General features: G+C 64.7%; 3 protein-coding genes. All 3 read left to right on the forward strand.

The features are described 5' to 3' along the window. Positions 1–157: 157 nt before the first annotated feature. The 3 genes from QX108_RS33135 to QX108_RS33145 all read left to right on the forward strand — a co-directional run bounded on the left by QX108_RS33135 (position 158) and on the right by QX108_RS33145 (position 17,591). Entirely contained in the window at positions 158–1,141 is a 984-nt protein-coding gene (locus QX108_RS33135; protein WP_315786520.1) for a transglutaminase-like cysteine peptidase, read from the forward strand. Between the two features lie 80 nt (positions 1,142–1,221). After that, on the forward strand, positions 1,222–1,572 hold the full coding sequence (locus tag QX108_RS33140; RefSeq protein WP_315719527.1) for a hypothetical protein: 351 nt from the start codon (positions 1,222–1,224) through the stop codon (positions 1,570–1,572). Positions 1,573–1,982: 410 nt separating this feature from the next. Next, a complete protein-coding gene (locus QX108_RS33145) occupies positions 1,983–17,591 on the forward strand; it encodes a VCBS domain-containing protein (protein ID WP_315786522.1) in 15,609 nt (5,202 codons plus the stop codon). The last annotated feature ends 13 nt before the right edge of the window (positions 17,592–17,604 follow it).

The raw sequence follows: 17,604 nt of genomic DNA on the forward strand, positions 1-17,604 counted from the left end.
GGGCTGCGATTAGTTGCGTTGCCAGCTTGGCCGCGGGTTTGACCGCGCCTTAACCGGCCCGAAGCGGCGCCGGCTCTATCCCTGATCCCATAACAACCGGGACGGGGACCGACACGATGATGTCGGCCGATGCCCCGGAGCATACGGGGCGTCAGTGATGTTGCGGATCGATCGGCCGCGGGGAATCCCGCGTGCGCTGGGGCTTGCGCTTGCCTTCTCGGTGGCGGCCGGTTGCGCTGGGGCCGCCTTCGCCGAGACGTCGAGCCGCAGATCCCAGCGGGACAATGCTGATAGTGCATTGTCGGTGCCGCCGCCCGTTCGTTTCTTCACCATCAATGCCGTGCTCGCCAAGCATGATGGCCTGCGCCGCGCCGCTTCAGGCCCGATCGAGGTCGCATCCACCGGCACCGCTGTGCACGCTGGAATCGGCAGCGATGCGCCACAGGGGCCTGCGGTCCCGGCGCCCAGCGACGAGCCGTTCGGGCTGATGACGTTCCGCGCGCCCGAGGGCCTGCTGTGGATCAAATGGCGGGGAATCCAGGGCGCGATGAGCAGCGAGCGGCTGTCGATCGAGCGCTGCAATGCCGATGATGCGCGATGCTCGGCGTCGGAGCGCATCTTCATCGCGCTCAAGCGTTCGGCTGTGGCGGCCGGCGACGAGCGGGCGCGCGCGGAAATCGTCAATCGCGGCGTCAATCAGGCCGTGCGTTATGTCAGCGACGATCAGCAGCACGGCCTGCCGGACGTCTGGAGCGCGCCACTGCAGACCCTGCGGAGCGGGCTCGGCGACTGCGAGGACTACGCGATCGCCAAATACGCCTTGTTGCTGGCGGCAGGCACGCCCGAATCCGATCTGCGGCTGCTTTTGGTGCGTGACCTCGCCGTGCGGCAGGATCACGCGGTTCTCGCCGTGCGAATCGACTCCAAATGGCTCGTCCTCGACAATCGGCGGGCCACGCTGATGGAAGGTCGTGATCTCCAATCCTTCATGCCGCTGTTTGCGATCGACCAGCGCGGCGTCAGCCTGTTCGCGGCGCCCTATGCAGAACGCCTGCACCACGAGAGCGAGAGCGATCTCGCGCCGGCGGCCGAGGCGGAGACCGGCGGCGGCTGGCAGCCGGGCGCCCCGCTGCTGCTTTGACTTGCGTCGCCACGACGACTTGTCGTCGCGGCGATTTGCGGTCTTAATGCGCGCGGGAAGCTGGCGAGCGGAGGATTGCAGTGAAGATCAAGCAGGTCATGATGTACGGGGCGTTGGCCCTCGCGGCGGTCGGTGGGTCTGTCGGCAGCGCAGCGGCGCATGATCTCATGTTGCCCGGCGCAGCGTTCGCGATCTCTTGCGACAACGGCGGCAACTATGTGCTGCGTTCTCGTCCCGTGCTCGCGCCCGGGCAAATCGTCACAGGCGAGCTGCGTCTCAGCGCGCATCACGCCATCCCTGTTCGTCTGATCCCAATGGGCAATGGCTACCGCTATGCGGGCCGCGGTGTGTGGCTCGACGGCATCAATGACCAGGCGATGTTGTACCTGCGCAAGTACGAGCCGATCCCCTGCGTCGTCAGCCGGATCTGACCGCTCCGGTCTTTTTCAATCTTTCAGAAGAATAACCCCCGTCTCCCGCAAATAATTCGCGGGAGGCGGTTCCATTTCGTCGATTTTGAGGCGTTCCTGCCTTATTCGCGCGCCGCGCGCCGTGCCCTTCGACAAGTATAGCCGGCCCGAATACCTGAGAGCCCGGCCCAGATTAATAGAATAGACCCGTTCTATTCTTGAGTCCGATCCCGGACGTCCCGCAGTCCCCAAGCATTTCCGCCGGCCCGTTGACCTTGGTAAACGCGGCTGCACTTGACTGCATTTACCCAAAGTCCCTAAAGTCCGGTTAAGAGACGCTGGTAATATTGACCCGAATTAAACTTTAATAATAGTTTAATCGCAGAAATGGGAGCGCCACCAAGGCGCCCCGACTTTGGAGATTTTGGCGCATGAACGCTCCTGTCTTGCTGGCCCAGTTGACCGGCACGTCCTCGCAGCCCACCAGCGCCTCTGCAAAGCACATCAAGATTGGCAAGCCGCAGGGCAGCCAGTCCGTTACGGTCCAGCTGAACGGCCAGAACCAGATCGATCTCAGCGAGATCGCCAGCGAGCGGCTGACATTCGTCAAGATCGGTAGCCGCCTGATCATTCTGTTCGACAATCAGTCGACGGTGGCGATCGAGCCTGTCTTCGACAACAACGGCGCGCCGCTGAAGGACGTCAGCTTCGAAGTCGGCCCTGACCGAATCATCAACGGCGATCAGTTCGCTGAGTTGTTTCCGATCACGACCGACCAATCGGTGTTGCCGGCGGCCGGAACGGCGGGTGCGCCGGGCGTGCCTGCCGGCGCCAATTTCGGCGCCTTCACCATCGACCAGCTGACGGGCGGCACGCCGCTGGCTCTGTTGGCCGGCGAGTCCACCGGGACCAATTTCGGCGACACTCCGACCACGCCGAACCCGACGCCGATCCCCGGCGGCGTCCAACCCGCGCTGCTGAACGAAGATGGCTTGTCCGAGGGGCAGCCCGGCGGCAACGGCGACGTCGGTGGCGTAGCCACGAGCTTCACCGGCTCGCTGAACGTCGATTTCGGCACCGACGTGATCGGCCGCGCCTTCGCGTTTGCGGCCTCGCAGCCGGGGCTGGCGGGGCTGACATCCGGCGGCGAGGAGGTGCATTTTGCGATCACCACCATCAACGGCCAGCCGGAGCTGATCGGCTATATCGGCAGCGATCCGTCGATCGCGGCCAACCAGGTCTTCACCATCACGCTCGACGCCAATTCGACGATCGCGGGGACCTATACCGTTACGCTGCTGCGCCCGCTCGACCATCCGGTGTTCGGGACCGAAGACACGCTGAACCTCACCGTCGACGTCATCGCGATCGATGGCAGCGGCGACACGGCGCCGGTGACGATCGTGATCGGCGTGAACGACGATTCTCCGGTCGCGTCGACCGTTGAGACCACGGCACTGGCCGAGCAGACCAACGGCGAAGGCGGATTCGTCCAGACCACCGAGACGGTAGACCTCGGCATCTCCTGGGGCGCCGACAGCGGCAACAACAAGGTCGACGGCGGTTCGACCGGCACGGTGGTCGACGGCGACCGCTCGCTGGTGTTCGCGTCGTCCGAGATCGCGACGCTTCAGGCGCTCGGTCTGACCTCCAACGGCGAGGCCATTTCGTACAGCCTCTCGGCCGACGGCACCGAAATCATCGCCACCGCCGGCAGCGGTGAGGGCGAGCGCACCATCTTCACGGTCACGCTGTCCGACACGGGATCCGGCAGCTACACCTTCACGCTGTCCGACAACATCGACCACAACGGCGCCAATGGCGCGTCGCAGCCGCTGACGTTCAATGTGGTCGCGACCGACGCCGACGGCGACCCGGTCGACAGCGCCTTCACGGTCAATATCGGCGACGACGGCCCGAGCTTCGGCGAGCGGCCGAGCTACTCGGTCGTCGATGAGGACGGCCTCGGCAATCCCGGCGACAGCTACCATTCCGGAGGCGAGGAGGGCGGCGAGGGCGACAGCTTCAAGCTCGCCGTCATCAAGAGCGGCGATGCCGATGGCGAGGACCTCACGGTCACCGAGACGCTCGGAATCCGCTGGGGCTCCGACGATGCGAACATCAACGTCGACGGCGGCATCGACGGTGCGCCGGTCAACGGCGACCGCGCCGTCACCTTCTCTGCGGACGTGGTGTCGACGCTCGAGGCGCAGAATCTCACCTCCGACGGCTTCACGCTGCGCTACGAGCTGTCGTCAAACGGCACGGTGCTGACCGCCTATCGCTACGATGCCGAACACGAAACCTATGTCGGCGCCGACGGCAAGCCGCTGAACGTCGAGGGGAGCGAGGGGCTTTCGGGCGCCGTGGTGTTCACGGTGTCGCTGTCCGACGTGGACCGCGGCTCCTACACCTTCGCGCTGTCGGGCAATCTCGATCATCCCGAGCATGGCGCCGAAGACGACATCACGCTCGATCTCGGCTTCGTTGCCACCGATTCCGACGGCGACCAGATCACCGACACCTTCACGGTGAAGGTCAACGACGACGCGCCTGTCTTCGGCGAGAGGCCGAGCTATTCGGTGGTCGACGAGGACGGCCTCGGCAATTCCGGAGACAGCTACAAGGGCGGCACCGACGCTTACGGCGAAGACCTGACCGTGACCGACACGCTCGGCATCCGCTGGGGCGCCGACAGCGCCAACAGCCATGTCGACGGCGGTATCACCGGCGCGTCCGTCAACGGCGACCGCGCCGTCACCTTCGCGCCCGACGTCGTCGCGACGCTCGAGGCGCAGAATCTGACCTCGGACGGCTTCGCGCTGCGCTACGAGCTGTCGGCGGACGGCACCACGCTGACCGCCTATCGCGCCGACGCTCTCGGCGAGGGCAGTGAAGGGGGCTCGGGCACGCTGGCGTTCACGGTGTCGCTGTCCGATCAGGGCTACGGCTCCTACACCTTCACGCTGTCGGCCAATCTCGATCATCCGCAGCATGGCAGCGAAGATGATCTGACGCTGCATCTCGGCTTCGTTGCCACCGATTCCGACGGCGACGCGATCACCGACACCTTCACGGTCAAGATCAACGACGACGCGCCCGTCATCGGTGCGGAGCAGAGCTCCGGCCAGGTCGACGAGGATGGCCTCGGCAATGTCGGCGACAGCTATGTGGAGGGCAACGACGCGGCCGGTGCCGATCTGACGGTGACCAAGTCGCTCGGCATCCTCTGGGGGGCTGACGGCGCCAACAGCCATGTCGATGGCGGCATCGACGGCTCGCCGGTCAACGGCGACCGTGCCGTCACTTTCGATTCCATGGCGATCCCCTCGCTCGCCGAGCTCGGGCTGACGTCGAACGGCGTTGCGCTGACCTATGCTGTGACCGAGAACGGCACGCTGCTGACCGCGTACCGGTTTGACGGCGAGCACTACATCGACGCCAACGGCCAGCCGACGGAGGATCTCGCCGGCGCCGCGGTATTCACCGTGTCGCTATCGGACCAGAATGCCGGGTCCTACACTTTCACGCTGACCGGCAACCTCGATCATCCGGTCCATGGCAGCGAAGACAATCAGGCGCTGTTCTTCAGCTACACCGCCACCGACTCCGACGGGGATGCGATCAACGGCAGCTTCGTCGTCGAGGTCAATGACGACGCGCCTGTGCTCGACGGCAAGCCGAGCCACACGGTCGTCGACGAGGATGGCCTCGGCAATGACGGCAACAGCTATGAGGATGGCGGCGATGCGGCCGGCGCCGAACTGACGGCGACCGGCACGCTCGGCATCGTCTGGGGCGCTGATAGCGCCAACGGCAATGTGGATGGCGGCATCAACGGCTCCCCCGTCAACGGCGATCGCGCCGTCACTTTCGCCGCGAACGTGGTGGCCTCGCTCGAGACCCAGAACCTCACCTCGGACGGCTTCGTGCTGCACTACGAGGTGTCGTCGAACGGCACGGTGCTGACCGCCTATCGTTACGACGCGGCGAACGAAACCTATATCGGCGCCGACGGCAAGCCGACGGAGCAGGCCGGCGCCGCGGTGTTCACGGTCTCGCTGTCCGACAAGGACGCCGGCTCCTACACGTTCGAGCTGACCGGCAATCTCGATCATCCGGTGCATGGCACCGAGGACGACATCACCCTCAATCTCGGCTTCGTCGCCACCGATTCCGACGGTGATGCGATCACCGGCAGCTTCACTGTCGACGTCAACGACGACGCGCCGACCTTCGGCGAGCGCGTCTCCTATTCGGTGGTCGACGAGGACGGGCTCGGCAATCCCGGCAATTCCTATGCGGACGGCAAGGATGCCGCCGGCGTCAATCTGACCGTGACTGATTTCCTCGGCATCCAGTGGGGTGCCGACAGCGCCAACGGCAAGGTCGACGGCGGCATCAGCGGTTCGCCGGTCAACGGCGATCGCGCCGTCACCTTTGCCGCGGACGTGATCGCGACGCTCGACGCCAAGAATCTGACGTCGAATGGCTTTGGGCTGACCTATGTCGTGTCCGAGAACGGAACGCTGCTGTCGGCCTATCGCTACGATGCCGCACACGAGACCTATGTCGACGCGAATGGCAAGCCGACGGACGATCCGGCGAGCGCCGCGGTGTTCACGGTGTCGCTGTCCGATCAAGGGCAGGGGGCCTACACCTTCACCCTGATCGACAATATCGATCATCCCGTCCGCAACACCGAGGACGACGTCACGCTGACGCTGGGCTTCGTCGCCACCGATTCCGACGGAGACGCGGTCACCGACACCTTCACCGTGAAGGTCAATGACGACGCGCCGGTGCTGAACCGGGAGATCGCGACCGGTGTGGTCGACGAGGACGGACTGGCGACCGGCATCGCCGGCGGTCCGAACGACGTGCCCGGCCAGAACACGGTCGCGACTGGAAATCTCGGCATCTTCTGGGGTGCCGACAGTGCCAACAATCTCGGCAATGTCGGGATCACCGGCGCCTCGCCGGTCGCGGGCGATCGCGCGGTCACCTTCGCGTCTGACGCCACCACCACGCTCGCAGGTCAGCATCTGACCTCGAACGGCATTGCGCTGACCTACGCCGTCAGCGAAGGCGGCACGCTGATCACGGCCTACCGCTTCGACGGCCAGCACTATATCGACGGCAACGGCAACTGGACCAACAGCAAGGCCAACGCCGCTGTCTTCACGGTCAAGCTGTCCGACGTGGATTCCGGCTCCTACACCTTCACGCTGCTGGACAATCTCGACCACCCCGTTCCGAATACCGAGGACAACATCGGGCTGACGCTGAAGTACGTCGTCACCGATTCCGACGGTGACCAGGTCAGCGGCACGTTCAAGGTCAGCGTCAACGACGACAGCTCGGTGGCGCAGGCCGGCACTGCCAAGAGCATCAGCGAGGCCGCTCTCAACGCCGGCGGCGATTGCGACTTCGGCGGACATGACGATGACGAGCACCACGGCGATGGGCATGGCGGCGGCAGCGATCCGCAGGTCACCGGCGCGCTCAACATCAATTGGGGTGCCGACAACAACGACCGCGGCGCGGCCGATCGATCGGTCAGTTTCGCCAACACGTCCAATGCCGCGGCCGATGTCCATGTGACCAACGGCAACGATGTTGCGCTCAGCGGCCTGACGTCGGACGGCCAGACCGTGAAATACGCCTTCGATCATGGCGTGCTGGTCGGCTACACCGGCAGCAACCTGGCCTTCGGCCAGCGCGTGTTCGAGGTCTCGCTGGATGACGACGGCACCGGCACCTACACCTTCAAGCTGCTCGGCAATCTCGATCATCCGGCCGGGCAGGGCAGCAACGTCGTCAAGCTGACGTTCGACTATACCGCGACCGATTCCGACGGCGACTCGAGCAGCAGCACCTTCACCGTCACCGTCGTCGACGATGTCCCGACGATCGGGCATGCCGACAATGAGACGGTCAGCGAATCCAACCTGCCGACCGATCTCTACGATGTCGCCTTCCCGGATTCGCCATATTCGACCGTCCAGACCGGCGGGCTCGCCATCTCCTGGGGAGCCGACGACAACGACTCCGGCGCGACCAACAACCGCTCGGTGGCGTTCTTCAACACGACCGCACCGGATGGCCTGACCTCGAATGGCTATGCGGTCAGCTACGTGATCTCGGCCGACGGCACCACGCTCACCGCCGTCACCACCGACCATCGCACGGTCTTCACCGTCACGCTGAGCGACGACGGCGATGGCAGCTACAAGTTCACGCTGCTCGACAACATCGACCACAACGGCGCGGGCAGCGACAGCCGAGCGCTGAACTTCGGCTTCAAGGCGACCGATTCCGACGGCGACAGCGCCACCAGCAGCTTCACGGTGCAGGTCAACGACGATGTGCCGACGATCGGCTGCGCCGACGACGAGACCGTCAGCGAAGCAAGCCTGCCGACGACCAGCTACGACACCAGCCATCCCGATGCGTCGAACTCGACGGTGCAGACCGGTGATCTCGACATCTCCTGGGGCGCCGACGACAACAACAGCGGCGTCGGCCACAACCGGTCGGTGGTGTTCACCACCGCCGCCGGTGCAACAGGCCTCACCTCCGACGGTTCGGCAATCAGCTACACGGTGTCCAGCGACGGCACGCTGCTGACGGCCGTCAGCGCCGACAACCGTACGATCTTCACCATCCAGCTGTCCGATAGCGGCGACGGCAGCTACAAGTTCACGCTTTACGACAACCTCGATCACCCGGCTTCGGGCGCGAACGACGACGGCCTGCCGCTGACCTTCGGCTTCAAGGCGACGGATTCCGACGGCGACGGCGTCACGAGCACCTTCAAGGTCAACGTGATCGACACTGCGCCGGTCGCGGCGGCCGGCGACTCCCGGACCGTCGACGAGGACGATCTGTCGAACGGCACCGATTCCTCCAAGGAATCGACGACCGTCAACGGCGATCTCAACATCAGCTGGGGCAGCGATGACAACAACAAGACGGCCGGCGGCGGCCTCGGCGACCGGTCGGTCTCATTCCGCTATTCGAGCGCCAGCGCCAACGTCGACGCGGAGGACAGCTCCGGCCGCAATCTGACGCTGACCTCGGACGGACAGACCGTCAAATATGCCTTCGAGAACGGCGTGCTGGTCGGCTACACCGGCACCGATCTTGCTCACGGCACCCGTGTGTTCGAAGTGTCACTGAGCGATCAGAACGACGGCTCCTACAGCTTCAAGCTGCTCGGCAACATCGATCATCCCGCCGGCTCCGGCGAGAACCTCGTCAATCTCTCTTTCAGCTTCACGGCGACCGACGGCGACGGCGACACGTCGAGCAACAGCTTCACCGTTTCGGTGAAGGACGATGTGCCGGTGGTGGGGACGCCGAGCGGCGCGACGCTGACCGAGAATACCACGGGTGCCGCGGGTGCGGAGGCGTTCGAGACGCAAACGGCGTCGAATGTCGCGCTCAACATCAACTGGGGCGCCGACGACGGCAATGCGGGCACGGCCAACCGCGCCATCGCGTTCGATCCGACGATCGACAGCGGCGACATCGTGCGCACGACCGGCTCGGGGAGCCCGGCGCTGACCTCGAACGGCATGACCGTGCAGTTCATCCGCGTCTCGGATACGGAGATCTGGGGCGTCGCCAATGACAATGGCGGCTCGCTGAGCCTGAGCGACCGCAAGGTGTTCCACGTCACCCTGTCCGACAACGGCTCGGGGAACTACACTTTCGAGCTCCTGGACAATGTCGATCACATCGGCTCCGGCCAGACCAACGCGCTCGCGCTGAAGCTCGGCTTCACCGCGACCGACGCCGACGGCGATTCAGCCACAGGCAACTTCACCGTCACCATCAATGACGACAACGGCCGTCCGGCGATCGGTACGCCGGTGGCTGGCACCGTCGATGAGGACGGTCTGTCCGGCGGCAACACGGCAGCGGCAACCGGCGACGTCGCCGGCGCCAATATCGCCGCAACAGGCTCGCTGGCGATCTCCTGGGGCGCCGACGACAACAACAGCGGCTCGGCCAATCGCGCCGTTGCCTTCTCCGGCTTCACCAACGGCGCGAACGCGTCGTCGGATGCAGGCCTGCTCAAGGTCAATGGCGAGCAGGTCAAGTACTGGGTGGTCGGCAACACCCTCTACGGCTACACCGGCTCCAATCCGGTTAGTGCCAACACCGCGCCGGCGGCCTCCAACCAGGTCTTCAAGGTCAGCCTCGATGATTCCGGTTCGGGCAGCTACAGCTTCACGCTGCTGAAGCATGTCGATCATCCGGCGGGCCAGAGCGAGAACGACATCAAGCTGACCTTCGGCTTCACCGCCACCGATGCCGATGGCGACAGCACCAGCTCGTCCTTCGCCGTCACGGTCAACGACGACAGCCCAGTGGCGACCGCGACCGTGCAGTCTGTTGCCGTCTATGAGAGCGAGCTGCCGAACGGAACGGTGACCGTCGCTAACGGCGGCTTGCATGGCGGCGACCTCAACGGCGATGCCAATGGTAACGATTCCTACTATACGGGTAATCTGACCTCGCTGGTGTCGTTCGGCGCCGACAAGCCCGGCACCTACACGGTCGAGAAGACCAACCTCGCGCCTGAGCTGCTGTCGCTGACCTCGGGCGGCGTGGCGCTGACGTACAGCATCGATACCGCCAACAACATGCTGGTGGCGAAGGCCGGCAGCGTGACGATCTTCGAATTCCAGGTCGACGCCAACACCGGCCAATATTCGTTCCGCCTGAAGGGTGCGCTCGACCACGTCGGCACCGGCCATGACAACGCGCTGACGCTCGACATGTCGACGGCCGTGACCGCCGTCGATTCCGACGGCGACTCGCTTGCGCTGCACGGCCAGATCATCATCACCGTCAACGACGACAGCGCGCAGTCGCAGGACGTCGAGACGGTCGGCATCTCGGAGGCGGCCGGCAGCGTTTCGACGGGCGCGGTCGATCTGCAGATCACCTATGGCGCCGACGGTGACAGCTCGGGCCCGTCGGTGACGTTCCCCGGCGCCTCACCGGTGCGCGTCTACGACGCCGCTCATCACCAGATGTCGGGGCTGACCTCGCTCGGCTTCGGGCTGAGCTACGTGCTCTCGGCGGATCACACCACGCTGACCGCCTATCGCATGAGCGGCAGCGACTATATCGGCCAGAATGGCCAGGTCACCGGCAATGCCGCTGACGCCGCCGTGTTCACGGTGACGCTGTCGGAGGCCGGCAGCGGCTCCTACAATTTCACCCTGCTGCAGCCGCTCGATCATCCGGCTCCGATCGGAACGGCGAGCGCAGCCGACCAGTATCTCGACCTCAACTTCGCCTTCGAAGTGGAGGACCGGGATCACGACGTCTTCGCCAACAATTTCACGGTCCGGGTCGATGCCGCCGGCACGGTGACGACGACGCGCTACGATGCGGCGAACTCGCCGGTGTTCATCAATCTCGGCGACAGCTCGGCAACGATCCTCGGCGAGACCGTCGGGGCTCACAGCGTGACCGACCGTGCCTCGGTGACCGACAAGGTGGTCGGCATCGACAAGCTCGGCGGCGTGACCGAGGCGCACGGCTCCGGCGGCGACGACATCCTGGTCGGCGGCAGCGGGGTCGACAAGCTGTTCGGCGGTGCGGGGAACGACGTCATCAAGGGCGGGGCAGCTGCGGACCAGCTGTTCGGCGGGTCCGGCAACGACACCTTCCTCCACACGGTCGGTGACGGCGACGACGTCGTCGATGGCGGCTCGGAGTCCGGCTCAGCCTTCCCGGACTACGACGTGCTCGCGATCTCTGGCGATGCGAATGCGCGGAACTTCACCATCGGCAAGACCTCGTCCGGTACGGCCATCGATCCGACGCTGAATGACGCAGCGGCGAGCAACGCCACCGACATCCTGGTGCGCTATGACGGCCCGAACGGTGCGACCATCCGCGCCGACGAGATCGAGCGCGTCACCATCACCGGCGGCGGCGCCAGCGATACGGTGACGATCACCGATGTCAGCGGCACCGCGATTTCGCCCTCGACCATCGTGTTCAACGGCGGCTCCGGCAACGACACGCTCGACCTGACCCGGTTCGCCGGCAACACCAGCGTGGTCTCGGACGGCGGCTCCGATAGCGACACCGTGAAGTTCGGCTTCAAGCTCGCCGACGCGACCTACACCAAGGTGTTCGGCTCGGATGGTGTGACGCTGATCGGCGTGCAGGTCACCCATGGCGGCCTGACCGACACCTTCACAAACTACGAAAGCTTCACGTTCACCGACGGCACGCGCACCCTGACGGGCATCTTCAACACCCCGCCGGTCGCGCATGACGACAAGGTGGATGCGTCGGAAGATTCCCCGCTCACGATCAACGCGCTGTTGAATCTGCTCAACAACGACACCGACGTCGACAACGACACGCTTACCGTCACCGGCGTCGGCAATGCCACGCACGGCACGGTTTCGCTGAACAACGGCAATCCGCTGTTCACGCCGGACAGGAACTTCTCCGGCGTCGCCGGCTTCGACTACACGATCAGCGATGGCGATGGCGGCACCGCGACCGCGCATGTCACGGTCGATGTTGCGCCGAAGGCGGATTCGCCGACAATAGGCTTCTTCGAGGTCGGGCCGGCCACGGGCGCCGAGGACAGCGCGGTCGCCCTCAAGGTGATGACGGCCGGGGTCAGCGATCACGACGGCTCCGAAAACCTGCGGATGCTGATCACGGGATATCCGGACGGTGCGACCTTCTCGGTCGGCCATGCCGGCACCGGTGCTGATGCCGGCAAATGGGTGATCGACGACCAGACCGCGATCGTCAACTTCAACAGCCAGCCGCTCAAGGTGACGCCGCCGGCAAACTACAACGGCACCTTCACGCTGTCGGTCTCCGTGGAGGTCACCGACCAGGCGACGCTGTCGGACGGCCAGGTTCACAGGGACGTGGCGATCACTGATCTGCAGACCATCGACGTCACCGTTACTCCGGTCAATGACGCGCCCGAGATCCACGCGCCGACGCAGGTGACCACGAACGAGGACACGTCGTTCCAGTTCACCGGCGCCAACGCGTTCAACTTCTCCGACGCAGACGGCGATGTCGTTGCGTTCGTGAGGTTGGACATCGTCGGCGGGACGCTCTCGATCCCGTCTCTCGGCGTCTTCGACGCCAGCCACACGCTCACGATGAGCGGGTTCAAGATCAGCGATCTGAACAACTATCTCGCGTCCGCCGTATTCACGCCGGCCGCCAACAATGACGTGGCGGGATCGGTCACGATCACCATCAACGACAACGGTAATATCGGCAGCGGCGGCGACTTGAGCGCGACGCAGACGATCACGATCAATATCAACCCGATCGAGGATGCTCCGATTGCCGGCGATGACGCGGCGACGGCGACCGAAGATGCGACGTTGACCGTGTCCAACCCGGTGCAGGGCGTCCTGCACAACGACCGCGATCCGGACACCGGCGACACCTTGAGCGTGGTCGCGGGCGACTTCACGACGGCCAAGGGCGGCACGATCCACTTCAACGCCGACGGCACCTATGTCTACAAGCCGAAGGCCGACTTCTACGGCGCCGATACTATCGACTACACCGTGCGCGATGCGGCCGGGCAGACGGACACCGGCACGCTGACGATCAACGTGACCCCGGTGAACGATGCGCCCGAGGTCCATGCCCCGACGCAGGTGACCGCCAATCAGGGTGTGGCGTTCGCTTTCAGCGGCGCGAACGCGATCACTTTCTCGGACGCGGACGGCGATGTCGTCGCGTTCGTGAGGTTGGACATCGTTGGCGGCACGATCTCGATCCCGTCGCTCGGCGTCTTCGACGCCAGCCACACGCTCACCATGAGCGGGTTCAAGATCAGCGATCTGAACCACTATCTGGAATCGGCCGTGTTCACGCCGAACAGCGACCAGCCGGGCTCGGTCACGATCACCATCAACGACAATGGCAATGTCGGCGGCGGCAGCCTGAGCGATTCCCAGACCGTCAGTATCGCGGTCATCCCGGCCAACGATCCGCCGGTCGCAAACTCCGATACCAATGCGGTGCTCGAGGACGGCACGATCAACATTGCGGCGGCCAATGGCGTCGTCCGCGGCTCGACGGGCGGCTCGGTCGCCGACACCGATGCCGACACCGGCGTCTCGTCGCTCGTGGTGTCCGGCGTCGTCGCCGGCACCGGCAGCGTGACGCAGGGGACGGGTGTGGGTACCTCGATCGAGGGCGCCTACGGCCATCTGACCTTGAACGCCGACGGCTCCTACACCTACGTCGCCGACAAGGCCGCTGCGTTGGCCGCCGGCGTCAATGCGATCGATACCTTTACCTACACCGACAAGGATCCGTCGGGCGCGGTGTCGAACACCGCGACCCTGAAGATCACCGTCACCGGCGTGAACGACGCGGCCGTGATCACCGGCGATTCGACCGGCACGATCGCGGAGGAGGGAGGCGTGGGCAACAGCCAGAGCAGCCCGCTCTATGCCATCGCCCGCGGCGACCTCAATGCGACCGACGTCGACGGCCACAACGACGTGTGGCAGGCGGCCGCTTCCAACACGGCCAACGGCTATGGCTGGTTCGACATCGGCAGCGACGGCAAGTGGACCTACGGCCTCTACAACAACAATCCGACGATCCAGGCGCTGAAGGAAAACCAGACCACGCTGACCGACAGCTTCACGGTCTACACCGAGGACGGTACTCCCAAGACGGTGACGATCCAGATTATCGGCAACAATGATGCGCCGACCCTGCAGAACGCGATCGTCGACCACAATTCGGCGGAGGACCAGCCGTTCAGCTTCACCATTCCGGCGAACACCTTCGCGGACATCGATGGTCGTTTCGACGGTACCAACGGTCCGCTGACGCTGGAGGCGGTTCAGCAGGACGGTAGTGCGCTGCCGGCCTGGCTGCACTTCGATGCGGCGACGGGCACCTTCAGCGGGACACCGCCGGTGAACTTTGCCGGCGCGGTCAACGTCACCGTGTATGCCGGCGATGGCGAATATGCCGCCTCGGACACCTTCACGCTGACGATCACGCCGGTCAATGACGGCGCCGCAACGGTGACGGTGACGGGCACGGCGAACCAGGGCCAGACGCTGACGGCCAATCTCGGCAGCGATCCGGACGGCGCGGCATCCAACGTCGTTTATCACTGGCTGCGGGATGGTGCCGTCATCAACGGTGCGTCCGGGACGACCTATACGCTCGGCGCCAACGATGTCGGCCACAAGATCTCGGCCAACATCACCTATATCGACGGCCAGGGTTTTAGCGAGAACGTGACCAGCAGCCAAACCGGCACTGTCACGGTGCCGAACCACGCCCCGACGTTCGGATCGGGCACCACCGCGGGAAGCGTCACGGAGGATGCCTCCTATGCCGCGAACACCGGCAATCTGATCCAGAACGACTCGTTCTTCTACTACAATGGCAGCTTCTACACGCTGTCGGCCTGGACCGTCGGCGGTGCCCAGGAAGTGATGGTGATGGGCGGCCACACCGATGGCGGTTCGGCCTATTTCTATGACGACCCGACCTCGCTGAGCCAGACCATCACCACGGTCGTCGGCGCGACCTATGTCGTCGATTACTACACGTTGAATGGCGGCAGCCTGAGCCTGAGCGTCAACGGCTCAACCGTGCAGACGAGCGGTTCCAACTTCGGCTGGACGGAGCACTCCTACCAGTTCACGGCGACCTCGACGTCGACGGTGATCAAGTTCACAGGCTCCGGTGACGTTTCGCTGGACGACATCTCGGTGCAGATCGCTGGCGTGACGCCCGGCGTCGAAAAGGCGTCCGGCGCGATCGCCTTCACCGACGTGGACGGCGACGTCCAGACCGTGACGTACAGCACGCCGAACGGCAGCAATTACTACGGTTCGTTCAACGCCACGGTTGACAACGCCAATCACAAGGTGAACTGGACGTTCAGCGTCAACGATGCCGACATCCAGTCGCTGCGCGCCAGCGACCACATCGATCAGACCTACACGGTGAAGATCGACGACGGCCATGGTGGGACCACGACCCAGACCGTCACCATCACCGTGAACGGCGTTAACGATGTCGCGTCGATCGCGGGCACCGCGGCAGGTACGGTGAAGGAGGACGGCACGCTGACCGCCGGCGGCACGTTGACGGTCTCCGACGTCGACAGCGGCGAGAACCAGTTCCAGACCCCGGCCTCGCTGGCCGGCACCTATGGCACCTTCACCTTCAACGCCGTGACCGGTGCGTGGGGCTACACGCTCAACAATTCGGCCGCCAACGTTCAGGCGCTCAACGACGGCGACGTCAAGCACGACACGCTGACGGTGAAGTCGGTCGACGGCACCGCGAGCCAGGTCATCGACGTCACCATCAACGGCACCAACGAGCCGGCGCCGCTGGCTGTCGTCGACACCACGAGCGTGGACGGACGGTATGCGCTGTCCCAGAATACCGATTCGCCGAACACGATCAGCCTGAATGCTGCCTCGCTGTTCTCCGGAGGCTATGGGACGGTCACCTACACCTATGCCCTGGTCTACAGCTCGACCGGCGACGATGGCTGGATTCAGCGCAGCGGGAGCCAGTTCACCGGCAATCCGGACAACAACGATGCCGGCCTGTACGTCTACAAGGTGACGGCGACCGACTCCGTGTCGTCGGTGTCGACCTATCTCGCCTTCAACGCGCTCGACAACGGAGCGTTGAATCTTACCATCAACTCGCTATCGAGCAATTCGAACGTCGTCGGCTCGGCCCCATGGCTGTCCGGCTACAGCGCGAACGACGGCGACGCGATCACCGCCACGGTGGACAACCCGCTCGAGGCCAACGCCAACAACGGCTACGACGTGATGATCGGGTCGAGCGGCGGCAACAACTTCAACGGCGGCGCCGACGATGACGGCATCTACGGTCTCGGCGGCAATGACACGCTGCTCGGTGGTGCCAACACCGATTACATCAATGGCGGCGCCGGCAACGACTCGATCCGGGGCGGCAGCGGCAACGATTTCACGATCGGTGGTTCCGGAAATGATACCTTCTATTGGGGGGTGAACGACGGCGTCGACATCGTCGACGGCGGCATCGGTACCGACACCTTCACGATCGAGGGCACCTCGTCCCAGGATCTGGTGTGGGTCACGCTTGCCGGCGGCGTCATCACCGACGTCAACGGGACCAAGCTCAGCAACATCGAGGCGGTGACGGCCGATCTCGGCAGCAGCAGCAGCGATACGCTGACCTACGTCACCAGCGAGGACGTGACGGTCAATCTCGGAGCCGGAACGGCGACCGGCTTCAGCTCGATTGCCAATATCGAGCGCGTGACCGGCGGCTCGGGCGACGATACGTTGATCGGCAGCGGTGCCAACAACACGATCAATGGCGGCGATGGTGACGACATCATCCGCGGTGGTGGCGGCAGCGACACCATCGACGGCGGCGTCGGCCTCGACCTGCTCGACTTCTCCGATGCGACGGCCGGCATCACCTTCACGCTGGCGCAGAGCAGCTCCAACACGACAGGACCGACGTTGGCCGGGATCGGCCAGGACACCTACAAGAACATGGAAGGCGTGATCGGCTCGAACTTCAACGATACGATCGTCGGCTCGAGCAGCGCGGACGTTCTGATCGGCGGCCGTGGCGGCGATCAGCTGACCGGCAATGGCGGCTCTGACACCTTCAAGTGGCAGGCCGGCGATCTCACCGGCGGTGGTCTCGACAGCATCCTCGACTTCCAGTCGGGCAGCGGCGGCGATGTCATCGATCTGTCCGGCCTGCTGTCCGGCGTGTCCGGCAACCACGCCGACGCGGTCCGCTTTGTCGATGGCGGTGGGCACTCCAGCCTCGCATCGGCAAACGGCAGCGGCGTGCTGAACAACGGCGATCTGACGCTGCAGGTCAATCTCGGTTCCGGCTGGACCAATGTCGCGACGATCAAGGACACCGGCACCAACTTCACGGGAGGTGACGACGTGATCAAGATGATCCTCGACAACAGTCACGCTCAAACCCAGGTCCACGTCTGATCCGAACTGGACA

The sequence above is a fragment of the Bradyrhizobium sp. SZCCHNR1002 genome (assembly GCF_032381435.1).
GTDB classification, from domain to species: domain Bacteria; phylum Pseudomonadota; class Alphaproteobacteria; order Rhizobiales; family Xanthobacteraceae; genus Bradyrhizobium; species Bradyrhizobium aeschynomenes.